The organism is Flavobacterium sp. N502540 (genome assembly GCF_025947365.1).
In the GTDB taxonomy this organism is placed as follows: domain Bacteria; phylum Bacteroidota; class Bacteroidia; order Flavobacteriales; family Flavobacteriaceae; genus Flavobacterium.
Map to the genome: position 1 here is coordinate 4,316,911 of NZ_CP110012.1, position 24,077 is coordinate 4,340,987.

Below are 24,077 nucleotides of genomic sequence, written 5' to 3' on the forward strand. Positions count from 1 at the left end.
TCCTCCTACCGGTAAAAATTTTGTTCAATTCTGACGGATTTTAAAATTTAACAAGAGACAGTTATGAAAAAAAAGTATACTATTTTGAGTTTTATATTTTGTTTTTCGGGTTTTATGTATGCCCAAAAAGCAGAAGGCAGTGGTGTTGTGAGCTATCCCAATGATAATATAAAGGTAGTTGGAGAGAAGGCATTTTGGTCCGCAAATCCGAAAACAGACAATAGCAGTGAGTCTGATTTACTGACCGTCTATTATAAAGGACTTTATAATCGTCGTAACAACTATTTAAGCGGTATTAAGGGGACCATAGATAAACCGGGAGGCTATATTAAAATCGAGGTACACGCTTACGACAGCAATAGGGCAGGAGGGTTGCAGCTATTGACAAATGATGAGAAGACATTTGTAACCAGACCTATCTATGGAGTTGAGATTACTCAAAGTTCCCCAAATGTATTCTCTAAAACAACAAAAGAGGTGATTTACCAATATTTTGATTATGGCAACCAGATTGGTAAGATTTCTTCCGATGATATAAAAACACTGGGTGCCCAATCATTGAGTGTAGTTACAACGAATTGCGGAAGCTGGCCCTGGACTTGGCTCAGGGCTTTCAGCTTAGTAAAGTCTTCCTGTTCTTTGGAAATAGATGAGGATAAAATGATACAGTTGGTAAACCAGCCTGTAGTGGTAAAAATTGAGATGAAAGATGCTACTCTTATAGACGTACGGGTTCCTGCTGTAGCAGACAATGGAAATCTGAAGACCATAATACAAAAAGAATATCCTTATTTTATCATTAAAAAAGTAAATGTAGAGGTTCTGGAAGCTCCGGAAGACAATAATACAGCTTCTTATTATGAAGATATGGTAAGACAACAGTTTAATTGGGCGAATAAGGTATATACCGATAAAACGGGCAAGACTTTACCGGATGCCGCGGTGGTGGCAGGTGCCAAAATGGCTAATGCGAGAATTGTGTTCAAAGATATCGATATTACTATCCGAAAGGGATTAAAAAAGAACTATGACTTAAGTAATATTTCAATAGCTGACGTACAAAAGAAGAATGTTGGTGGAATTGATATAAGGAATGTTAATATGGATGAAATTTTTATTAAATATGTACATAAATTAATTAGCACAACAGACCAATCTACAGGATATACCTTTGATCTTCATGATATGAAAAATGGGAAATTTGTTCTTGTTTTTACAGTTTTGTGTTATAACTTCGATGCGAATGATAAGGAATTATTGCTGAAAACAAGGACACTTGCACACGAGCTTGGGCATTATTTTAAGTTGCTTCATCCTTTCGAGGGTGGATGTACCGGTCCAAATGATAAAATTAGTGATACACCTAGAGCTGAAATCATAAAGGGTGATGTGCCCGATTATAAAGATTGTATTGCTCCTGTTCAATGCGATGGACAAAGAAGGTTAATAGAAAATGTTATGGATTACAGTTACTGCTCGTTTATGTTCACCCCGGGTCAGGTAAAAGTAATGAGAAATACGATTAGAAATGATTTCCCTAATTTATACACCATTGAGAGATCAACGGATACTACTATTAATACAGACCTTGATATTACAGTGACAGATTTAAGATCTGGTAAAACAGGCAGGAGTAAGAGAGAGGCTTCGGAAAAAGAAGCAGAAAACTCGCAAGACATTGTTTTATATCCTAATCCGGTTAAGGATGTTTTAACTATTTCTAATATAAAAAATGAAGAATATGTAGTCTATAACTTAGCAGGGCAGCAAATATTGGCTGGTAGTACCCAAACAGGACAGATTGATGTAAGTACTCTCCCAAGAGGTTTGTATATCATTAAGATAAAGAATAGTAGTAAGCAGTTTATTAAAGAATAGTAAGACTGTAGTATAAGCAAAGAGATGTTCTATTTATTTTTCCTGATATAGCCATGGTCAAATTTTAGACCTGATCCATGATTCTACTTATCTTTATAGTCTGTTTAATAACAGGAAAGGCTACTCATTACAAGTAGCCTTTCCCTTTTTATTCTAGTTTTAAAAAAAATTGTAATTAAAAAAAAACAGAAATAAAATAAACTCGAATCCATTCAAAAAATAATAGCTTTAAAAATTTTAGAAACTATTTTCTGAAATGGGTATGTCTTTAAACAATTTATAAATTCATATTAAAAGCAAAAACTCAATTTCACGGCTCGACCCATTTAGTTTGATAAAATAACTTGTAGAAAGTTTTCATTAGTACTTTTTCCTCTTTTCGTAATCAATCTGATACTAATTCTTAAACAATTCCAGCTTTTAACCTTAGGTGTTACTATCTCCTTTTTGAAGTTTCAACAAATGAATAAATCATTTGCTCATTGATCAACGGCGTATGAATAAAAACCGTAAAATAATGAGCGACAAAATTTTTAAATTTTCTCAAAAAAATCATTTTTTAGGTTAATAAATCAGTGAAAGAAAATCAATCTTCTAGTTAATGAAATAAATTGTATCTCATTGATTTCTAGGTGGTAAAATTAAATATTATTTTTTAAAACTACTGTTAAAATTATTATTATTTGTAAGATTATACCAATTGTTAACATTACAACAGATTTTAGTTGCGACTAAAAACAAATATGCGGTAGGTAAAAATATAAAAATGCTTTATTTTTACACTATCAATTATTAAAAACAAAACAAACAGAAATGGATTGGATTACAGCCAGAGAATTTGAAGATATAACTTATAAAAAATGTAACGGAGTTGCGAGAATTGCTTTTAACAGACCAAACGTTAGAAATGCATTCCGTCCAAAAACAACTTCAGAATTGTACCAGGCTTTTTACGATGCGCAGGAAGACACTTCGATAGGAGTGGTTTTACTGTCTGCAGAAGGACCTTCTACAAAAGACGGAGTTTATTCTTTTTGCAGCGGAGGCGATCAAAATGCACGTGGCCATCAGGGATATGTGGGTGAAGACGGACAACATCGCTTAAACATTCTTGAAGTACAGCGTCTAATCCGTTTCATGCCAAAAGTGGTTATAGCGGTTGTTCCGGGTTGGGCAGTTGGCGGTGGACACAGTCTGCATGTTGTTTGTGATATGACTTTAGCGAGTAAAGAGCATGCCATATTCAAACAAACGGATGCCGACGTAACCAGTTTTGACGGTGGTTACGGATCTGCTTATCTGGCTAAAATGGTCGGGCAGAAAAAAGCGCGTGAAATTTTCTTTTTAGGTAGAAATTATTCTGCTCAGGAAGCCATGGATATGGGTATGGTGAATGCTGTAATTCCACATGATGAGCTTGAGGCTACTGCTTACGAGTGGGCACAGGAAATTCTGCAAAAATCTCCAACGTCTATCAAAATGCTAAAATTTGCAATGAATTTAACAGACGATGGTATGGTAGGTCAGCAGGTTTTTGCCGGAGAAGCAACACGTTTAGCCTACATGACCGAAGAAGCAAAAGAAGGACGTAATGCCTTTTTAGAGAAAAGAAAGCCAAACTTTGGTGAGAATAAATGGTTGCCTTAATTAGCAAAAAGAAATAGTTTCAGGTTTCAGGTTTACAACTTGAAACCTGGAACCTGAAACAAAATAAACTAACAAAATAAAACAGAATAAAACAGAATGAAACATTGGATTGAAGCTGCTCGTTTGCGTACATTGCCTTTATCAGTTTCCGGAATCATAGTAGGAAGTATATATGCCTTATCAAACCCAACGGAAACCATTAACACACCAACAGAAGTATTCAGTTGGAAAATCTTTGGTTTTGCACTATTAACGACGCTTGGATTGCAGGTTTTGTCCAATTTTGCAAATGATTACGGTGATGGTGTAAAAGGTACTGACAATGCTGACAGGGTTGGGCCGCAACGAGCTATTCAGAGTGGTGTTATTACACCTCAGGCCATGAAAAAAGCCATTATAATTACTTCATTTCTGACCTTGTTGTCTGCAATTGTACTAATCTATTTCGCTTTTGGCGAAAGTAATTTTGGATATTCCATCTTTTTCTTATTGCTTGGAATAGCAGCAATTGTTTCGGCAATTCGTTATACCGTTGGAAATTCAGCTTACGGATATAGAGGTTTTGGAGATTTGTTTGTTTTTATTTTCTTCGGATTGGTGAGTACTTTGGGAGTAAACTTTTTGTATTCAAAAGAAGTCGATCCGCTTTTGATCTTACCGGCTATTTCAATCGGTTTATTAAGTGTTGGAGTTTTAAACCTGAACAATATGCGTGATGAAGAATCAGATCGTAAATCAGGAAAAAATACCATTGTAGTTCAGATCGGTGGTGCAAAAGCTAAAATTTATCATTTCACTTTGATTATTACTGCTATGCTTTTAGTAGTTGCTTTTGCCTTTTTGAGTGATTATAACTTTGATCAGTATTTGTTTTTATTGGCTTTTATTCCTTTAACTAAGCATTTAATTACCGTTTATAAAAACCAAAATCCAAAGTTGTTAGATCCTGAATTGAAGAAACTGGCACTAAGCACCTTTTTACTTTCAATATTACTGACGGTATGTATGATTTCATTGATTTCAGACATTATTGTAAACCTCTTTTTAGGGGGAAGATAAAACAAAGTTCAATTTTAAAAATGAATTAAAATGAAAATAACATTTTACGGACACGCGTCTTTAGGTATTGAAGTGGGGGGAAAACATATTATTGTAGATCCTTTTATTACAGGAAATCCACAAGCAGCAGGAGTTGATATCAACAGCTTAGAAGCAGATTATATTTTACTGACTCATGCGCATGGCGATCATATTCTGGATGTTGAGGTTATTGCCAATCGTACCAAAGCAGTGATCGTTTCAAATGCGGAAATTGCAGGTTATTATGCTAAATTAGGTTTCAGCTCACACCCGATGAATCACGGTGGAAGCTGGCAATTTGATTTTGGAAAAGTAAAATATGTCAATGCGATTCATTCAAGTTCTTTCCCTGATGGAAGTTATGGCGGAAATCCGGGTGGTTTTGTAATCGAAGGCGAACATAAAAATATTTACATTGCCGGTGATACCGCACTGACTATGGATATGAAACTAATTCCAATGAGAACCAAACTGGATCTGGCAATTCTTCCAATCGGAAACAATTTTACAATGGATGTTGAAGATGCCATCATAGCCTCAGATTTTGTAGAATGTGATAAGATTCTTGGATATCATTTTGACACATTTGGTTATATTAAAATCGATCATGAAGACGCCATTCGCAAGTTCTTTGACAAAGGAAAAGACTTGATGCTTTTGGAAATTGGCGAATCAATTGAACTGTAATTAAAATGTCAGATATTAAATTTATATGTGAATGCTGCGGCGAAGAGCATGAAAGCTGGCCGGCATTAGCTTACAGTTCACCTTTTTCTTATGATAAACTTTCTCCGGAAGAGAAAGAGGAAATTGCGGTAATTGATGACGATTTTTGCGTGATCAAGCATCCGGATCAGGTGCATCGTTTTATCAGAGCAGTTTTGGTTCAGCAAGTAAACAATCATTGTGAAGATTTAGAGTATGGCTTCTGGGTTTCGCTAAGTGAAAAAAGTTTTGAAGATTATCTGGAAAATGGCGAAGATGAAAATCACGAAGCACAGTATTTCGGATGGCTTTCCAATTATATTCCGGATTACGAATTTTCAAACAGTATTCCCACAACAGTAGTGACCAGACCCGGTAATGAAAGGCCTGAAATTTTTCCACACCAAGATTTCGAACATCCTTTTGTGAAAGATTTTTATAATGGGATTACAAAAGCTGAAGCGGAGAAAAGAATTTACAGAACATTAAATAATAAGGCCTGAATTTTGTAAGTGATCTTAAAATAAATTTTCTACAATGATTTTAAAAAAAATAGCCCTGTTCCTTTTAATTACAGCTTCGTGCAGCATTTTTGCACAAAAAGACGGTTATTGGGATAAAGAACGTGCTACTACCAAAGAAATTATAGTTTCTGCCCGTGACCGAATTGTTCTTAAAACAGAAGATTTACCCGTAGGAACAACAGAAATTGTATACCGAATTACGCTTCTGGATGAAAATCAGGAAATGGCAAACAGTCTGGTCTCCGTTTTAAAATCAATTCCGGATCCAACCGGAATCAGTCAGGGATCAGCCGGAGCAGTTTTTCTGATGTCTAAAATTTCAGGAGATGATACCTGTACGTATGCTTTGTTTACCTCTAACGAAACAGCAAAAAAATATATCACTGATGGTAAAACAGATAAAGCTTGTTACGATCAGAAAGATCCCTTAAGCAAAGACGCTAAACGATTGTCATTGGATAAGTCATCCTGCCTGGGACAGAATGTAAGTACACTTTGGTTTGGTTTTCACAGCAAAAACTGGCTTCTAAATCAAAAAATTGTTTTAGAAGTGGTGCCGTGGGTAGATACAAAACTGAATCGTGGATGGAATCAGGACAATAAAAATGAAATTATAAGCCTTTGTAAAACCTCTACAATGGCGCAGAAAATGGCGAATTCTGATGATTTTTGTGTGTGTATACTCGATAAAATCATGAAACAATATCGTTATACAGAGTTTCAAAAGTTATTGCCAATTGAAAAGACTAAAGTTTATAAGGATTTTGGAAACAGCTGTTATAAAGATGCCGATATTTCTAAAAATGTCTACAACGACTTGAGAACACAGGCTGCTGCTTTAGTGAGACTTCAGAAATACAACGAAGCGATTCCGAAACTGAATACCATCATTAACGACGGAAAAGGAACGGCTTTAGATTACAGTTCGATAGGATATTGTTATATTTTGACTAAACAATATGGTAAAGCCATTAAATTTTTGAAAGAAGGTGAAAAATTGGACGAGACAGAGTTGCTTGTCAAATTAAATCTGGCGCATGTTTATCTGATTAGTGATGATTATAGCGAAGCGAAAGCCATTTATAAAAAATACCAGTCGCAAAACGTAACAGACAGTTTAAGCTGGATCGAGAAAACAAAACAGGATTTTGTAATTTTTCAAAAAGCAGGATTGCCCTCAAAAGATTTTGAAAAAATATTGAAACTGTACAATTAAAAAAAACATAAAATCAATAATAAGCCTGTTTAATGGTGTGACACCTATTTATTCAGGCTTATTTTTTTTACCATCTGTTTATTATATGAAAGCAACCTTCCATAAATACATGCTTGATTTTAAAAGACCTTCGGGGACTTCCAGAGGGGTTATGACCGAGAAGGAAACCTGGTTTATTGTTCTGGAAGAGAATGGTAAAAAAGGAATAGGAGAGTGTGGGATACTTCGTGGTTTGAGTGCGGATGATCGCGAAGATTATGAAGAAAAACTGCAATGGACGTGTGAGAATATTCATTTAGGAGAAAAGGCACTTTGGGATGCTTTATTAGAATTTCCATCGATACAATTTGGTGTTGAAATGGCATTTTTATCTCTTAGAAGTGAAGACCCGTTTGTTTTGTTTCCTTCTCATTTTACCAGTAATTCAGCATCAATTGTGATAAACGGTCTGGTCTGGATGGGGGAAGCTTCCTTTATGAAAGAACAAATCGAAGAGAAATTAGCCACCGGTTTTAATTGTATCAAACTCAAAATAGGAGCTATTGATTTCGAAAAAGAACTGGAATTATTAGCTTTTATTCGCAGCCATTTTTCGGCAGAGCAAATTGAAATCAGGGTAGATGCTAATGGTGCTTTTGATTTAAATGAAGCATTAGGTAAACTGAATCAATTGAATAAATATCAGCTGCATAGCATTGAACAACCTATTAAGAAAGGAAACATTGCTGCAATGGCCGATTTGTGTAAAACCACACCGTTTCCTATCGCTCTTGATGAAGAATTGATTGGTATTTTCTCGTTGGAAGAAAAGGAGGCTTTATTACAAAAAATACAACCACAATACATTATTCTAAAACCTAGTTTTGTTGGCGGCTTCAAAGGCACAAAAGAATGGATAGATTTGGCCGATAAGTATCAAATAGGATGGTGGATTACTTCGGCATTAGAAAGTAATATAGGCCTTAATGCGATCGCACAATGGACATTTTTGCAAAACTCAAAACTGCCTCAGGGTCTTGGAACCGGGGCACTCTATACAAATAATTTTGATTGTCCGCTTGAAGTTGTGGAGGGACAATTATGGTACAGTAGAATAAAGGACTGGAATTTCGATTTTCCCACCAGCTTATAAAAAAAACTGGCTTTAAGCCAGTTTTTATGGTTATGTCGATTTCGGTTTTATTCTTTTCCGCCTTTTAGACTGTCCTGCCAGTCTTTTAATTCCTGCCATTTGCCCTGATAAGCGAGTAATGCCTGTCTGGCCCAGGTACTTGGATTATGAATGGCATAATTTTCACCTCCGCCATCCAGAATGGATTGTAATTTTTCGATTGAAGCTTCTGACAGTTCGTGCCATGTTTTAATTCCTGCAGCGTTAAATAACGCTTCGATTTTTGGCCCGATACCTTCGACTATTTTTAAATCATTTTCTTTAATTTTTTTGCCGTAAGCGGTTGCTGCCAATGCACTGTCAAAAGGTATTGCAGGTATCGCTGCTGCTGCGAAAGATTGTGGAGCGTTGTTAACTTTAGCTTTTGCAGTCAATTCAGCTTCCAGAGAAGAAATTTTAGCATTCAGGTTTCGCGTATTGGCTTTGCAGGCATCCAAATCGGATTGTAGTGACAAAGCAAGTGAATCGTCACCTTTAGAATTCATTTTTCCCAGTAAGTAACCCAAAATGCCACAGATTAATCCCACTAGAGCCGGTATTAAGATACAAGGTATATTCATGATCGTATATTTTGATTGATTATTTAATTGTTATCACTGTTCTTCTGTTGTTTGCCCTGCCTTCGGGAGTGGTGTTTTCACCAATAGGCTCGTCAGGACCTTTTGATTCTGCTGTTATTCGATTTCCGTCAACACCATTTTCCGATAAATATTTTTTAGTAAACTCGGCTCGTTTTTGGCCAAGAGCTACGTTAGAATCACGGTTTCCAACATTATCACTATGTCCAATAGCTACAATTACAGCATCTTTCACGTGCTCCATATATTTTACCAGATCAGCAACTTTTTCTTTTTCTGCACGTGTTAACTTATCACTGGTTTTATTGGTATTGAAATGTAAAATGAGTGGATCACCATTGATTTTCTCTTTTAGAATAGCCCATTCATCAGTTACAGCCGGAGCGGCTTCCGGAACTTCAAAAGTATATTTGACAGGTCCAAACAGGGTATCTTTTTTCGTTTGCCATTTATCGATTACTTCACCCTTTGTGTTTAACTGCGTATCAGGTAAACCTTGCGACACAAAATACTTTTTAATGTCATTAGCTCGCGCCAGACCAAGATTTTCAAAAGTTGTTGTATTGGCTTCATCTGAAGTAGCATAACCTGTTATGGTAATTTTTTGCTTTGGATTAGCGATCAGGAATGTTTTAAGATTTTGAACTCCAATCGATACCGAATCACCCACAGGCAAAAGTGCTGTAGGACTGCTTTTAAGGAACTTGATGTTATCATTGGTACGATAATCAATTCCGGAACCATTTAGAATAAAAGGGACAATAATTTCGTCCGGAGCCACTACTTTCGATACTTTCCCGGTATCAACCGTAGGTGTTTTCATAGTGCAATTGCAGCAAAATTTCAAATACAAAAAGGTACCTAAAATAATGGTTATTACAATGCCTAACAGATAAAGTGCTTTTTTAGACATAAGTGATGAAGTTAAGATTCTATCAAATTTAACAAAAAAATAAATACATAACCTATTAAAAATCAGTTATTTTAAAGTTATTATTCTTATTTTGAGCGTATTACAAAAATGAAGTTTAATGTCTAACAATGATTCTTATGATTTCAATTCTTAGGCCAAATTAATTTGAGTAACTTGCATAAAAATTAAATTCAGACATCAAAATGGTCGAAATAGAAAGAAAGTTTCTGGTAAAATCAGCTGATTTTAAAGAACAGGCTTTTACGCACAATAAAATTGCCCAAGGATATTTAAGTGCAGTTCCGGAAAGAACAGTTCGGGTGCGTATCAAAGGCGAAAGAGGTTTTATTACCATAAAAGGAGTCAGTCAGCAGGGCGGAATGTCCCGCTTTGAATGGGAGAATGAAATTCCGCTTGATGAAGCATTGGAATTGCTTAAGTTGTGTGAAAAAGGAAAAATCGAGAAAACACGTTACGAAATAAAAGTAGGGAAACATATTTTTGAAGTAGATGAATTTTACGGAGAAAATGAAGGACTGGTGATGGCAGAAGTAGAGCTGGAATCGGAAACAGAAATTTTCGAGAAGCCGGATTGGCTGGGTGAAGAGGTAACAAATGATTCAAGATATTATAACGCTTATTTGAGTAAGAACCCTTTTAAAGAGTGGGAGAAGTAAAAAACATGAATACATATGATTTGATTATTGTAGGGGGCGGGCCAATTGGTCTGGCTTGTGCAATTGAAGCCCAAAAGAAAGGTTTGCGTTATTTGATAATTGAAAAAGGCGCTATAGTCAATAGTATTTTCAACTATCCTTTGTATATGACTTTTTTCTCCACCGCGGAAAGACTTGAAATAGGCGAGATACCGTTCAGTTGTCTGGCACCGAAGCCCGGGCGTCATGAAGCATTGGAGTATTATCGCAATATTCATCGGTATTTTAATTTTTCCATTCATTTATTTGAAAGAGTGCTTCAGGTAGAAAAATTCGCAAATTCCACTTTTAAAATTACAACTGATAAAGCACTTTATGAAGCTGCTAATGTGATAATTGCAACCGGTTTTTATGATATTCCGATTGAAATGGAAGTAAAAGGAGAGGAATTGCCTAAAGTCCGTCATTATTACAAAGAAGCCCATGAGTATGCCTTCAGGAATGTTTTGGTGGTAGGAGCAAACAATTCCTCAGTAGATGCGGCTTTGGAATGTTGGAGAAAAGGAGCTAATGTAACCATGGTCATTCGCAAAAAGGAAATCAATAGTCGGGTAAAATATTGGGCAAAACCCGATATTGAAAACCGAATTGCGGAAGGCAGTATTAAAGCTTATTTCGAATCAAATATTACTGAAATCAGGGAGAATGAAGTAGAAATAGAAACTCCTACGGGGAAAATTACTATTGAAAATGATTTTGTACTGGCTCTAACCGGATACAAACCCGATTTGGCTTTTCTGGAAAATATGGGAATACAATTATCTGAAGATGAATTAAAAACACCAACATACAACCCCGAAACTATGGAAACCAATGTGGAAGGCTTATTTTTAGCGGGTGTAATTTGCGGAGGAATGCATACGCACAAATGGTTTATCGAAAATTCTCGTGTGCACGCTAGTATGATTGTGGATTATATTACTTCAAAATAATTTTAGCCGCGAATTCACGAATTAAAACTTTGTAAAGTTTATAAAAACTAAAATTCGTGAATTCGTGGCTAAAAAATTAAGAACTACAGGAAAGCATAGAACATCCAACTTTTGAGCGGGCCCAATCCGGACGTTTGGCAAACCATTTTTGAAATTCCGGCTGTTCTTCATACGGTTTTTGCAGAAGCTGATACAATTCATCAATTAAAGAATAATCCTCTTGGTCTGCGGCATCGATAGCCAATTGCGCCATATAATTTCGAAGTACGTACTTTGGATTTATAGTGTTCATTTTCTCAGAACGCTCTTTGTCAGAAAGCGGTTCTGTATGAAGTCTTTCGATATAAAGAGTAAACCATTTCTGCCATGATTCTAAAATTGTACCTGAAATTTGTTCGGGAATATAAAACGAATCCTGAATTCTTTCGATTGCTTTTTCAGGAGAATCTGATTTTTGTACGTTGTTTAAATTTCGGAAAAAGATCGTCATGTCTGTTTCAGACAGCTGCAAAACGGTTTCCAAATCGTCAATTAACGTATTATCAGTTTCGGTTGAAATAAATAAGCCTAATTTGCTTAAAAACATATCCTTATAATCAGATTCAAAATCAATCATAAAAGACTCCAGAATTTTTTCTAAAGGTTCTGCTTCATTGATTAAAGGGTAAATGGCATTGGCCAATTGGTACAAATTCCATTGCGCAATCTGCGGTTGATTTCCAAAACGATATCTTCGGTATTGACTGTCGGTGGTGTTTGGAGTCCAGTTTGGATCGTAATTTTCCAGCCAGCCATAAGGACCATAATCAATCGTAATTCCGTGAATTGACATGTTGTCGGTATTCATTACTCCGTGTACAAAACCCACACGCTGCCAATGCAGAATCATTTCGCGGGTTGTGTCGGCTACTGTTTTAAAAAACTGCAGGTATTGCTCTTTAGGCTCTCCTTTTATTTCCGGGAAGTAGTATTTAATGTTGTACTCTACAAACTGTTTTAAATTTTGAAGTTCATTTCGGGCGGTTAGCATTTCAAAACTTCCAAAACGAATAAAGGAAGGAGCGACGCGACAAACAATTGCACCTTTTTCATAAGCAGCATTTCCATTGTATAAAATATCACGTAAAACTTGATCTCCGGACAGTATAAGGGATAACGATCGGGTAGTAGGAACTCCTAAATGATGCATGGCCTCAGCACACAGGTACTCTCTCACAGACGAACGCAAAACAGCCAGGCCGTCAGCAGTTCGGGAGTACGGAGTTCTTCCGGCACCTTTTAATTGAAGCATAAAAGATTCATCATTATGTGTCACTTCAGTTAAATTAATGGCACGGCCGTCACCCAATTGTCCTGCCCAGTTTCCAAACTGATGTCCGGCATAACACATGGCAAACGGACGAGTTTCAGGTAATATTTCTTTCCCTGAAAAAACATTCAAAAAGGATTCGGATTGAATTTCATCTGTCGAAATTCCAACCGTTTCCGCTACTTCCTGTGAAGTATGAATCAATTTAGGATTGGATGGTTTTGTTGGATTTACATACGAGAAAAGCGCATTTGAAACCTGACGAACCTCGTTGGTTTCATTTGGATCTGCTGGCAGTTCAGCAGTAAATCGGTTGTTTATTTTTAAATTTTTCATTAGAATAATCTTTCTCTGACTCCAGATTAAAACGAGTTCTGTTTGTAGTGTGTTATTTTAAGATGTGGCAAGAATACTTGTTTACTCCGTTAATTTGTCAGCATACATTTTCTTTAATTTATGAACTTTAGGATCAATTACAATCTGGCAGTAACGTGCTTCCTGATTGTTGTTGTAATAATTTTGATGGTCTGTTTCAGCTTCGTAAAAAACTTCAAAAGGAACGAGCTGTGTTACAATCGGGTCTTCATAAAAAACTTTTACTTCTTCAAAGACCTTTTCGGCAATCGCTTTCTGTTCTTCATTATGATATAAAACAATCGAACGATATTGTGTTCCGCTGTCCGCACCCTGACGGTTCAGGGTTGTAGGATCATGACTAGTCATAAATATGAAAATCAGGTCATGGTATGAAATTATGTCAGGATTAAAAGCAACTTGTACGACTTCTGCATGACCGGTTCTTCCGCTACATACTTCACGGTAGGGTGGATTTTTAATGAAACCTCCCGAGTATCCTGATTTTAAGGATTCTACTCCCTTTAAACGCTGAATTACAGCTTCAATACACCAAAAACATCCTCCACCAAAAGTGGCAACTGATAAATTTCTCATAAAAAAGTATTGTTTAAGTTTTAATGCCCTATTAATCCGATAGAATATTGTAATAAATTATAAGTAAAAAGATAGTTAAGATAAAGATATTAAACAGTTTTTTGTTCTTTGAAGTTTATAATTGATAAATTCGCAATTCTATAAAAAAGCAATATATTTGCAATTAAACTCAGGCACACTAATGAACAGCAAAAATAGTACCATCACTTTAGAAACCTATTTTCAGGATTTTAGAAAGAATATTGTAGGAATTAATCAGGAATTTTCCTCTCCGTTTGGCAAAAAGCAGATTATTTATACCGATTGGACTGCCAGCGGAAGGTTATATCGACCTATTGAAGAGAAAATTCTTAACGAATTCGGACCTTTTGTAGCCAATACACATACAGAAACTACTGTGTCAGGTACCGCCATGACAAAAGCTTATCATCATGCCAGATCGATCATCAAGCGTCATACCAATGCAAGCAATGATGATGTTTTGATCACAGACGGAACCGGAATGACGGGTGTTGTCAATAAATTTCAGCGTATTCTGGGTTTAAAAATTCCGGAGAACCTGAAAGATTGTACTGTTGTTCCTGCTGAAAAGCGTCCTGTTGTTTTTATTTCTCATATGGAGCACCATTCCAATCAAACCTCCTGGCTGGAAACCATTGCGGATGTTGAAATTATTCCATCTTGTGAAAAAGGCCTTTTTTGTCTGGATAATTTAGAGCAACTACTAGAGAAATACAGTGAAAGAACTATTAAAATTGCTTCTATAACCTCCTGTTCGAATGTTACAGGTTTAAAAACACCATTTCACGAAGCTGCAAAATTGATGCACAAGCACAATGGTGTTTGTTTTGTTGATTTTGCCTGTTCAGGACCTTATGTAGAAATTGACATGCATCCTGAAGATCCGGAAGCATATCTGGATGCAATTTTCTTTTCTCCGCACAAATTTTTAGGAGGTCCCGGAACTTCGGGCGTTTTAATTTTTAATAAAAAACTATACAACAATATGATTCCCGATTGTCCTGGTGGAGGTACAGTAAGCTGGACCAATCCATGGGGCGAACATAAATATATCGACAACATTGAGGATCGTGAAGATGGCGGTACTCCGGGTTTTCTTCAGGTAATTAAAACGGCATTGGCAATTGAGCTGAAAGAAGAAATGGGAATCGAGAATATTCTACAACGTGAACATGAGATTGTAGAGTATGTTTTTAATGAACTGGATTCTGTTTCCAATATTAAAATTCTGGCAGGTCAACATAAGGACCGTCTAGGGGTTGTTTCGTTTTTTATTGAAAATCTTCATTTCAATTTAGGAGTGAAATTACTGAATGACAGATTCGGAATTCAAACCAGAGGTGGATGCAGTTGTGCGGGAACGTATGGGCATTTCCTATTGCACGTAGATCAGGAAACATCTAATAAACTGGTGAACGAAATTACGATTGGAGATTTAATTAAAAAACCGGGATGGATCAGAATGTCAATTCATCCAACTACTACCGATAAAGAAATTGCTTTTGTTTGTGAAAGCATTAAAGATTTAGCGAAAAATCACGAGGAGTGGGCTTTGGACTATTCTTATAATAAAAATACAAATGAATTTGTTCACAAGAACGCTGGTTCGTTTGAAGACGATTTAGTGGCCGGATGGTTCAAATCGTAAAAACAAATCAACCAGACAGGTTTTAAGAACCTGTCTGGTTTGCCTGAAATTTTTTTAGGGACAAGAGTGCCTGTTCTTGAATTTTGCCTTGAAAAAATCCTGTCCAGCCCATTAAATATCCGGTAAAACCGAAAGCCTGTTTCGACCATTTCCAAACATCGAAACTGTCTGTATGTTTGATAATCAGGCCATCCTGAAAAGCAAATTCAGCGGAAATACGATTGATTACCTTTCTGTTGGTTTTGCTGAAATTATAAGTTGCAACCCATTTTGCGCTACCTGAAGAGTCATCGGCTTTAATATCTGAAAATTCAATTTTAATGTTGCCTTTACTTTTCAAAATCAACATTTCCCACATTTTAGAAACCTGTTCTTCTTTTAGTAAACCAAAGGCCGGATCGATAAAATGAATTTTTGGATGGTAACATTCGCTCATTGTTTTAGCATCGGCATTGGCAAAAGCAGTATAGAATTTTGTAATTAAAGCTTCATTCGAATTCATAAAAATGTTGTTTAGATTATAAATATAGAATTTATTGTACTAAAAAAGGTACTTACAGGACACTAATTGCGGCAGCAGTATCAAAAGTTTTTTTAGATTTATCGAATGCTGTTGAAAAGTACGCCATTCTGTTTAAAGCGGTAAAGTAACCGGTCTGATCACCAAAAGCGGCTGTATTGTTCGCTTTAATGATAAAGCGGATGGCTTTAATATCTGTTTTCTTTAGTTTTACCATTTCAGCAGGGGTGAAATAGTAATAACTAGTAGTTTTTCCGTCAAGGGTTTCTTTGATGTTTTTGTCCACACAAGCAATTACATCTCCATTAACAAGGTCAACGTATACGCCTCCTGAGATTTGAGTTTTATCATTAGAAATTCCTATTGATAGTTTTAAAACCCCTCCTTTGTCTGTTTTCGCAATCTGAACTTCCGTTTCGCCGGTAAACACATATTTTTCACAAATAAAAGTATAATTAGTTGTTGCCGGAAATGGTTTAGAGCCTTTTATACTTATGGTTTGCTGTGCATTTACGAAACCGGAAATTAACAATACGATTAAAAGAGACAGTTTTAAATTCATAGGTTTTACTTTATTGTTCTGTTATTTTTGAGTCAAATTTTTCGTCCCAATCCATTGATTTTATAGCTGAGATCAGATTATCTTCATTTACAAAAATGCGCAATTCTTTATTGGCTACTTTTTTGGTGTACAGCGCATGATATCGATAAATAACCTCTTGCCTGGTTCTGTAAACACCGTCCAGTTTTAAATCGATGAAACTTCCATAGTATTGTCTGAACCTTTGACAGGTTTTGGTCAGACGTTCTTCGGTCGTATTCTCCATTACCGATTTGGTGACTTCAGTCTCGTTAAAAGGTTTGAATTTTGAGGAATTACAGGTTTCCAGTACCCTTTTTCCCAATTCATACGCTTTTTTCTGCTGATTGGAATTTATTTCGGCAGCAGTGACTTTTTTGATCTTTAAATCTTCAGTATCTCTGTGGATTGTTTTCGATTTACATCCCATTAACAACAACAAACATATAATCAATCCTGCTTTCTTCATAACTATTTAAGTAATTTTTAATAATAAGTTGGGGTCAGGGCAATTTTCAATGTAAAAGTTCAAATCGTTGGTATTGCATACTCCTGGATAATCGCCGGAGTAGTTTTCGATGTTTCGAATAATCTGAAAGTGTACGTGTGGAGGATAGTCTCCGTTAACGGACGAACTTCCCAAGGTTCCAATCTTTTGACCTTTATTAAAAAATTTCCCAACACTGAGGTTCTCTATACTTTCTAACGATAAATGTCCGTATAAAGTATAAAATTTCTCATTTTCTATCCGATGCTCTAGAATGATGGTCGGACCATAATCTCCCAGGCCAATATTGTTTTTAAAGCTGTGTACTTTTCCATCAAGCGGTGCCAAAACTGCTGTATCCGGTTTTGTCCATAAGTCCAATCCTATATGAATGTTGCGTTCCGGAATAGAACTGTTTTTAAAAATAGTACTGCGCTGATAAAGAGTTCTTCCTTCAATATAACCACCAAAGGCTACTTCGGCATCATTTTTTTCTAAGTAGTCTGAAATAAAATCCTCAAATTCCTGGGTACAGGTAGGTTTAAAATCGGCAAGTTCCTGATTGGTTACGGATAAATCTAAAGGGATGTATTTTGAAATATCAATGGTGGAATCTATTATTTTAGTGGGAGGTAAGGCTTTTAAAATAGAGGCAAGAGGTTTCATAAATTTAAACTACTTTTTCGATAATTATTAATTCATTGTGAGCTTCAACTCGTGGGAGCATTTTTGATGCAAACAGTTTGGGGTCAATTTCAGAAATGTATTTTCGGTTTCGAACATTATGTGCTTCATCTAAAATCATGGTGTTAAATAAAACAAATCCGTGATTCTGCAATAAGGAACAAATACGTTCGCTAAAAAAACGTTCGAATAAAAAATTTGGCATTTTGATATCTTCAAAAATATCAATAATAATTAAATTATATTTATTTTTTGTTTTTAAAACAAACTCAAAAGCGTCATCAATTACCACTTCCAGTTGTTTGATTTGATTCAGGTTGAAATACTCGTTGGCTATTTTAATCATTTCGGGGTCAATTTCTACTCCGGTAATTCTGCCTTTATACTGAATTTCGTCCACCAAAGTTTTAACTACACTTCCTCCGGCAACTCCCAATAATAAAATATGATCCATTTTAAGAATGGCATCGTATCCAATATTTCGAAGACCATACCTTAAGATACGCTGCAGGCTTCCATAAGAGTAATTTGTATTTTCAGAATCAAGGACCAGTTCGCCGTTGGCCCAGGTAACTTCGATAATTTTGCTTCTTTGTGATTTTTTTTTGAATATTTTTATAGGAACAATATAACTGAACAATTTTTGGATCATTTTAAATGCTTTTACTCAAAAATACCACTTTAAATCTTTTATTTTGCAGTAAAAAAGTAATTAATGAAAAAGCGATTGTACAAATTCATTTTTTTAAGCTAATGGGCTGGAAAATAGTAGGAGTTGAAAATGCTGAAGTGAAAAAATGTGTGATGATGGTAATGCCGCATACAAGCAATCATGATTTTTATTTAGGAATTTTTACCCGTGGAATTTCTGGTTTGGAAATGAATTGGGTGGGAAAGAAAGAGTTATTCCGCTTTCCGTTTGGATATTATTTCAGAAATGTGGGAGGAGAACCGATAGATCGCACCGGTGGATTGAATAAAGTAGAATCGATTGCTGCAATTTTTGACCGTAAAGAGGTTTTTCGCCTGGCTGTAGCTCCCGAAGGAACTCGTAAAGGTGTTAAAGAATTAAAAAGTGGTTTCTACTATATCGCCCTTAAGGCAAATGTGCCCATTATTCCTGTCGCTTTTGACTGGGGGAAAAAAGAAGTCAATTTAGGAAAACCATTTCTTCCAACGGGAGATTATGATTGTGATTTGAGTGTATTGAAAAAACACTATGAAGGAGTTTTGGGTAAAATTCCTGAAAACGGATTTTGGAGCTGATTTTTTTGCTGTAGATTCCGTCACGTGAGAATTGCTTAAATGAAAAATAATTTTAAAGTTTTTCAAATACTCAAAAAAAATCAAACTTAGGGAACGTAAGTCTTGAAAGTTCCATTTTTATAAAATACCACTATTTTTTCAATTTCATTTTCTGCAGTATTTAAATTTTGATTTTTAATTTCTGCAGAGGATGTATTTTTCGTTTTTCCATTTTCTGATAAAGAATTTCCTGAAGCAGAATTTTCGTCAAATGAAATAGGGGGAAGAGATTTTGTAAATTCAGGCACCGATTCATTTTTCTTTAGATCGGAACTGTCTTCTGTTTTTGGAAAATTTCCTGTACCATTTAAAATCCAGTACAAATCAATTTCAGGAAAAACCTCCAAAATCTTGAGTACAAAATCTAAGCTGGGTTTGTTTCTGCCGGAAAGCAGGTGAGACATACTGGAACGCTGAACTCCGATTCGGTCTGCGAAAGAAGAAGCATTTAAGGCGTAATAGTCTAGTATAATTTCAAGCCGTTTTACAAAATCGTCGATGTTTACCATTGTAAATTACTGTTTAGAAATCCACTGTTTACAAATGTAATCAAAAGCAGTGCACAAAACAATTTAAGAGTTGAAAATCTTCAATTAAGTCTTAAAAAATCGCATTCATTGCTTTAATTGATTGTTGTTAATTGATTGAAAAGTAAAGGGTTGTAGTCGATGTATTAAAGTTGTAACTAATGTTTATTGGTAAAAAGAAAGGTTTTTGAAAAACAGAGTGAAAACTGTTTACAATTCTAAATTAATTTGTTTACAAAACATTTACAATTGTAAAAATAAAGATGTTTACTTTTGTAAACTAATCAAAACACGATGAATTTAGAAGAATTATTTCGCCAATATAAAGAACAAACCATAGAAGGACGTTATCTGACTTTAGATCATATTCAGCCTTTATTAGAGCAATTAAATACCAATAATCAAGTAGAGATTATTGGTAAATCGGTTTTAGGAGAATCCGTTTATAGTTACCAAATTGGGAATGGTCCAACACGTATTTATCTTTGGTCGCAAATGCATGGAAACGAAAGTACCACTACAAAAGCACTATTTGATTTTATAAATGTGCTGAACAGCGGTTCTGAATTTGCAGAGAAGATGCTAAAGAGCTTTACTTTTTACAGTATTCCAATGCTGAATCCTGACGGAGCAAGACTTTATACACGTGAGAACGCTAATAAAGTGGATTTAAATCGTGATTCGCAAAATCTTACACAGCCAGAAAGCAATATTTTAAGATCGGTATTTGAAGTTTTTAAACCACATTATTGTTTTAACCTGCATGATCAGCGTACTATTTTTGGGGCTGGTGAAACTGGAAAACCGGCAACGCTTTCCTTTTTAGCCCCTTCTTATAATGAGGAGAGGGAAGTTAATGAGAATCGTTTAAAGGCAATTAATGTTATCGCCGGAATCAATGATGTTTTGCAGCAATATATCCCCGGACAGGTCGGACGCTTTGATGACTCATTTAATATCAATTGTATAGGAGATACATTTCAGCATTTGGGAGTCCCGACGATCTTGTTTGAGGCGGGGCATTTTCCTGATGATTATGAGCGCGAAATCACACGAAAGTTTTTATTCTTCTCGCTTGTTACGAGTTTTCAATTGATTAGCGAAAACGATTTAGTTGATAATAGAATTAATGATTATTTGAATATTTCACAAAATAAAGTGGTTTTTTATGATTTTATGTGGAAAAATATCAAAATAAATTATGATGGTATCGAAATTATTACGAATTTTGTCGCACAATACAAAGAGGAATTGATTGAAAATAAGATTCATTTCAATGCTTATATAGTTGAAGTAGGCGATTTGGAAAATTATTTTGGACATTATGAATACGATGCAAAAGGCGCTGGTTATTCTGATGACTTTGGTAGTTTTCCGAAATTGAATCAAAAAGCAGATTTTTGTTTAGATAAAAATGTTAAATTTGTTAACGGGTTGATAAAAAGTTAGATTTTTTGTGAATTTGTTGTTTTTTATATATATTTTTATACTTTGTAATAGCAATTAGTAATATTAATTAAAGAATTATGAGTAAATTTCGTTTAGATGAAGTAGATCACCAGATTTTAGATATGTTAATAGACAATACGAGAGTTCCGTTTACTGACATTGCTAAAAAACTATTGATATCTGCTGGTACAGTGCATGTTAGAGTAAAAAAGATGGAGGACGCAGGGATAATAATGGGATCTTCATTAGCCTTAGACTATGATAAGTTAGGGTATTCATTTATTGCTTATGTGGGTGTGTTCCTTAATAATACGTCTCAAACTAAATTTGTATTAGAGCGAATCAATCAAATTCCGTTCGTAACAGTAGCTTCTGTAACGACAGGAAAATTCAATATTTTTTGCAAAATTAGAGCAAAAGATACTAAACACGCGAAAGAAGTTATCTTTATGATTGATGATATTGACGGTGTTTACAGAACAGAAACTATGATTTCATTAGAAGAAAGTATAAACGATAAGAAGCGTTTGATGCATACTATTTTTAAAAATATGTAATATTTTCTTGAATGCTATATCTAAATATAACCTCAAGTTTATTCTTGGGGTTTTTTTATGACCAATTAACCAACCAACTACCAATAAATTATGTACACGTTACCAAAAATCGAACGTTTCAATCAGGATGTTCTTTCAAAATACCATATTTACAATAGTGTATTTATAACATTACCTTTTGATTCAATTGATAATACAGGAGTTTTACTTCCTTTATTTACAGAGACTTGTGAGACAGGATTTAAAAAGCAGGAAACTCCTAAAGAGATTGTTAACTTCTTCTCTAATAAATTCCTGAATGATGCTTCAGAAAAAGATAAAATCGATTTAATGTTTCGATTTATTCAGTATATCGAACGTCAAATTGTATTATTTGATGCTATCGAAGATGCTGCTTTTCCGGAAGTTAATAATATGGAAGGGCGTGGTTCGTTGCGAGATATTAAAGAAAAATCTGATGCAAAGGAAAAGAATGAGGAGTTGATTGAGTTTTTAGAAAACTTTAATGTCAGAACTGTTTTAACGGCACATCCAACGCAGTTTTATCCGGGTCCAGTTTTGGGAATTATTAATGATTTGAAAGATGCTATTCGTTCAAATGATTTACTGAAAATCAAACAATTGCTGGCACAGCTTGGGAAAACACCTTTTATCCAGAATGAAAAGCCAAATCCTTATGATGAAGCGGTGAGTTTGATCTGGTATTTAGAAAATGTGTTCTATGCTACTTCAGGAGAAATTGTTCATTATTTGCAAAAAAATATCCTTCAGGGGAGTTCTATTCAGAATCAATTGATAAAATTGGGTTTCTGGCCGGGTGGTGATCGTGACGGGAATCCTTTTGTTACAACCGAAATTACTTTAAAAGTAGCAGAGCGTTTGCGTACCTCAATCCTGAAGTGTTATTATATAGAAATGAGAAGTTTAAAAAGAAAGTTAACTTTCTCAGGAGTAGATACTTTGGTTTCTGAACTTGAACATAAACTTTACCGCTCTGTTTTTTATTCTAAAGGCGAGATCTATATTACTCTGGAAGAATTATTGACGCAATTAAACAAAATTAGAACCATTATTATTGAGAAGCATCAATCTCTTTATTTAGATGAACTGGAAGCTTTTCTGGTAAAAATTAATCTGTTTGGTTTCCACTTTGCGACGTTAGATATTCGTCAGAACAGTAAAATTCACAATGCTGTATTTAAAGATGTGGTAGATTTTTATCTGAATTCGGGCTCGGAGATATTTCCGAAAAATTACTTTGATTTGTCTGAAGAGGAGAAATTAGGGGTTTTGTCGAAAGTAAAAGGTGACTTAAATTCTGCTGACTTTGAAAATGAAATTACAAGATCTACATTAGAATCTGTTCAGACCATTAAAACCATACAGCAAGCAAATGGTGAGTCTGGAGCCAATCGTTATATTATCAGTAATAACGAAAGCGCTTTGAATGTGATGGAAACTTTTGCGATGATTCGTCTGAACAATTGGGAAAATCCGACGGTAGATATTATTCCGCTTTTTGAATCTGTTGATGATCTACAAAATGCGCACCAGATTATGGAGCAATTGTATACTAATTCAGAGTACTCAAAACATCTTGAAGCCAGAGGAAATAAACAAACTATTATGTTAGGTTTCTCTGATGGAACCAAAGATGGGGGGTATTTAATGGCGAACTGGAGTATTTATCAGGCTAAAATTTCATTGACAGAAATTTCAAGAAAATACGGTATACAAGCAATATTCTTTGATGGTCGTGGCGGGCCTCCTGCGCGTGGTGGTGGAAAAACACATAAATTTTATGCTTCTTTAGGACCAAAAATAGAGAATAACGAAATTCAAATTACAATTCAGGGACAAACCATTAGTTCAAATTTTGGAACTTTAGATTCCTGTCGTTATAATATTGAGAATTTATTAAGTGCCGGAGTTACCAATCAGGTTTTTAGTAAAGAAAAGAATGAGCTAAGTATTGAAGAAACTGAAATTTTGACACAATTGGCTGATTTAGGATATGAAAAATACCTGAGTTTCAAGAATCACCCTAAGTTTATCCCGTATTTGGAGAAAATGAGTACGCTGAAATATTACTCAAAAACCAATATCGGAAGTCGACCATCTAAAAGAAGTAAATCAGAATCACTTGATTTTGCTGATTTGAGAGCGATTCCTTTTGTGGGATCCTGGAGTCAGTTAAAGCAGAATGTACCTGGATTTTTCGGCGTTGGTTCAGCTTTAAAATATTTTGAGGAAAGCGGACAGTGGGACAAAGTTCAAAATTTGTATCACGACTCCTTATTTTTCAAAACACTGTTGGAGAATAGTATGATGTCATTAGCGAAATCATTTTTACCACTTACCGCTTACATGAAAAACGATCCTGAATTTGGTGAATTCTGGCAAATTATCTACGATGAATTTTCAGAAACCAAACGTCTTTTGCTGAAAATTGCAGGGCATAAAACGCTTATGGAAAATTACCCTGATGGTATAGCATCGATTCAGATAAGAGAGCGTATTGTATTGCCGTTGTTGACAATACAACAATATGCTTTACTAAGGATTAACGAATTGAATAAGGAAAGTGTGGTAGATGAAGACTTGGTTAAAGTATATGAAAAAATAGTAACAAGATCTCTTTTTGGAAATACAAATGCGAGTAGAAACTCAGCTTAAAAA

The 24,077-nt window shown here is 35.1% G+C and carries 24 protein-coding genes; 14 read left to right on the forward strand and 10 right to left on the reverse strand.

The features are described from left to right. Positions 1–63 precede the first annotated feature (63 nt). The 7 genes from OLM58_RS18075 (at position 64) to OLM58_RS18105 (ending at position 8,182) form a co-directional block, all read left to right on the forward strand. Positions 64–1,878, forward strand: coding sequence for a zinc-dependent metalloprotease (locus OLM58_RS18075; RefSeq protein WP_264530007.1), 1,815 nt, complete (start codon positions 64–66; stop codon positions 1,876–1,878). Between the two features lie 813 nt (positions 1,879–2,691). Next, positions 2,692–3,525 (forward strand): 1,4-dihydroxy-2-naphthoyl-CoA synthase, encoded by an 834-nt coding sequence (locus OLM58_RS18080; RefSeq protein ID WP_017498510.1) that lies wholly within the window; start codon positions 2,692–2,694, stop codon positions 3,523–3,525. A gap of 96 nt (positions 3,526–3,621) precedes the next feature. After that, positions 3,622–4,584 (forward strand): 1,4-dihydroxy-2-naphthoate octaprenyltransferase, encoded by a 963-nt coding sequence (gene menA, locus OLM58_RS18085; RefSeq protein ID WP_089078266.1) that lies wholly within the window; start codon positions 3,622–3,624, stop codon positions 4,582–4,584. Between the two features lie 30 nt (positions 4,585–4,614). Next, positions 4,615–5,292: a metal-dependent hydrolase gene (locus tag OLM58_RS18090; protein ID WP_264530008.1), complete on the forward strand. Its 678-nt coding sequence runs from the start codon at positions 4,615–4,617 to the stop codon at positions 5,290–5,292. A gap of 5 nt (positions 5,293–5,297) precedes the next feature. Then, positions 5,298–5,813 (forward strand): DUF2199 domain-containing protein, encoded by a 516-nt coding sequence (locus OLM58_RS18095; protein WP_264530009.1) that lies wholly within the window; start codon positions 5,298–5,300, stop codon positions 5,811–5,813. A 34-nt stretch (positions 5,814–5,847) separates the two neighbouring features. Next, on the forward strand, positions 5,848–7,050 hold the full coding sequence (locus tag OLM58_RS18100; protein WP_264530010.1) for a tetratricopeptide repeat protein: 1,203 nt from the start codon (positions 5,848–5,850) through the stop codon (positions 7,048–7,050). 85 nt (positions 7,051–7,135) lie between these two features. Then, entirely contained in the window at positions 7,136–8,182 is a 1,047-nt protein-coding gene (locus tag OLM58_RS18105) for an o-succinylbenzoate synthase (RefSeq protein ID WP_264530011.1), read from the forward strand. A gap of 47 nt (positions 8,183–8,229) precedes the next feature. Here OLM58_RS18105 and OLM58_RS18110 read toward each other — a convergent pair whose 3' ends face one another. Then, a complete protein-coding gene (locus tag OLM58_RS18110) occupies positions 8,230–8,781 on the reverse strand; it encodes a hypothetical protein (protein WP_264530012.1) in 552 nt (183 codons plus the stop codon). Between the two features lie 19 nt (positions 8,782–8,800). Beyond that, on the reverse strand, positions 8,801–9,712 hold the full coding sequence (locus tag OLM58_RS18115; protein WP_264530013.1) for an OmpA family protein: 912 nt from the start codon (positions 9,710–9,712) through the stop codon (positions 8,801–8,803). A gap of 203 nt (positions 9,713–9,915) precedes the next feature. Here OLM58_RS18115 and OLM58_RS18120 point away from each other — a divergent pair, with 203 nt between their 5' ends. Continuing rightward, positions 9,916–10,389 carry a CYTH domain-containing protein gene (locus tag OLM58_RS18120; RefSeq protein ID WP_264530014.1) on the forward strand — a complete coding sequence of 158 codons (474 nt, stop codon included), beginning with the start codon at positions 9,916–9,918 and terminating at the stop codon, positions 10,387–10,389. Positions 10,390–10,394: 5 nt separating this feature from the next. Next, the gene (locus tag OLM58_RS18125) at positions 10,395–11,360 is read left to right on the forward strand and encodes a YpdA family putative bacillithiol disulfide reductase (RefSeq protein ID WP_264530015.1); all 966 of its coding nucleotides are present in this window, start codon (positions 10,395–10,397) and stop codon (positions 11,358–11,360) included. A 76-nt stretch (positions 11,361–11,436) separates the two neighbouring features. Here the strand turns inward: OLM58_RS18125 and OLM58_RS18130 are convergent, their stop codons facing one another. Further along, positions 11,437–13,005 carry a protein adenylyltransferase SelO gene (locus OLM58_RS18130; RefSeq protein WP_264530016.1) on the reverse strand — a complete coding sequence of 523 codons (1,569 nt, stop codon included), beginning with the start codon at positions 13,003–13,005 and terminating at the stop codon, positions 11,437–11,439. Positions 13,006–13,086: 81 nt separating this feature from the next. After that, positions 13,087–13,620, reverse strand: a complete 534-nt coding sequence (gene msrA, locus OLM58_RS18135; RefSeq protein ID WP_264530017.1) for a peptide-methionine (S)-S-oxide reductase MsrA — start codon at positions 13,618–13,620, stop codon at positions 13,087–13,089. A gap of 181 nt (positions 13,621–13,801) precedes the next feature. Between msrA and OLM58_RS18140 the strand changes: the two genes are divergently transcribed. Next, positions 13,802–15,289, forward strand: coding sequence for an aminotransferase class V-fold PLP-dependent enzyme (locus OLM58_RS18140; protein ID WP_264530018.1), 1,488 nt, complete (start codon positions 13,802–13,804; stop codon positions 15,287–15,289). Between the two features lie 22 nt (positions 15,290–15,311). On the opposite strand, the gene OLM58_RS18145 is transcribed toward OLM58_RS18140, so the two are convergent. The 5 genes from OLM58_RS18145 to OLM58_RS18165 are packed head-to-tail and all read right to left on the reverse strand — an operon-like array spanning position 15,312 to position 18,212. Then, positions 15,312–15,791, reverse strand: coding sequence for a nuclear transport factor 2 family protein (locus OLM58_RS18145; protein WP_070908015.1), 480 nt, complete (start codon positions 15,789–15,791; stop codon positions 15,312–15,314). A 52-nt stretch (positions 15,792–15,843) separates the two neighbouring features. Continuing rightward, a complete protein-coding gene (locus tag OLM58_RS18150; protein ID WP_264530019.1) occupies positions 15,844–16,371 on the reverse strand; it encodes a hypothetical protein in 528 nt (175 codons plus the stop codon). A 10-nt stretch (positions 16,372–16,381) separates the two neighbouring features. Continuing rightward, positions 16,382–16,858, reverse strand: coding sequence for a hypothetical protein (locus OLM58_RS18155; protein WP_264530020.1), 477 nt, complete (start codon positions 16,856–16,858; stop codon positions 16,382–16,384). A 6-nt stretch (positions 16,859–16,864) separates the two neighbouring features. Then, positions 16,865–17,542: a peptidoglycan DD-metalloendopeptidase family protein gene (locus OLM58_RS18160; RefSeq protein WP_264530021.1), complete on the reverse strand. Its 678-nt coding sequence runs from the start codon at positions 17,540–17,542 to the stop codon at positions 16,865–16,867. 4 nt (positions 17,543–17,546) lie between these two features. Next, positions 17,547–18,212, reverse strand: coding sequence for a spermidine synthase (locus tag OLM58_RS18165; RefSeq protein ID WP_264530022.1), 666 nt, complete (start codon positions 18,210–18,212; stop codon positions 17,547–17,549). A 5-nt stretch (positions 18,213–18,217) separates the two neighbouring features. Here OLM58_RS18165 and OLM58_RS18170 point away from each other — a divergent pair, with 5 nt between their 5' ends. Beyond that, positions 18,218–18,826 (forward strand): 1-acyl-sn-glycerol-3-phosphate acyltransferase, encoded by a 609-nt coding sequence (locus tag OLM58_RS18170; protein WP_413614484.1) that lies wholly within the window; start codon positions 18,218–18,220, stop codon positions 18,824–18,826. A gap of 86 nt (positions 18,827–18,912) precedes the next feature. Here OLM58_RS18170 and OLM58_RS18175 read toward each other — a convergent pair whose 3' ends face one another. Next, complete coding sequence (locus OLM58_RS18175; RefSeq protein ID WP_264530023.1) at positions 18,913–19,374, reverse strand: helix-turn-helix transcriptional regulator; 462 nt, start codon at positions 19,372–19,374, stop codon at positions 18,913–18,915. A gap of 312 nt (positions 19,375–19,686) precedes the next feature. Between OLM58_RS18175 and OLM58_RS18180 the strand changes: the two genes are divergently transcribed. The 3 genes from OLM58_RS18180 to OLM58_RS18190 all read left to right on the forward strand — a co-directional run bounded on the left by OLM58_RS18180 (position 19,687) and on the right by OLM58_RS18190 (position 24,074). Then, positions 19,687–20,841 carry a M14 metallopeptidase family protein gene (locus OLM58_RS18180; protein ID WP_264530024.1) on the forward strand — a complete coding sequence of 385 codons (1,155 nt, stop codon included), beginning with the start codon at positions 19,687–19,689 and terminating at the stop codon, positions 20,839–20,841. A 77-nt stretch (positions 20,842–20,918) separates the two neighbouring features. Further along, a complete protein-coding gene (locus OLM58_RS18185) occupies positions 20,919–21,398 on the forward strand; it encodes an Lrp/AsnC family transcriptional regulator (RefSeq protein WP_008468989.1) in 480 nt (159 codons plus the stop codon). Positions 21,399–21,488: 90 nt separating this feature from the next. Further along, complete coding sequence (locus tag OLM58_RS18190; protein ID WP_264530025.1) at positions 21,489–24,074, forward strand: phosphoenolpyruvate carboxylase; 2,586 nt, start codon at positions 21,489–21,491, stop codon at positions 24,072–24,074. Positions 24,075–24,077: the final 3 nt, after the last annotated feature.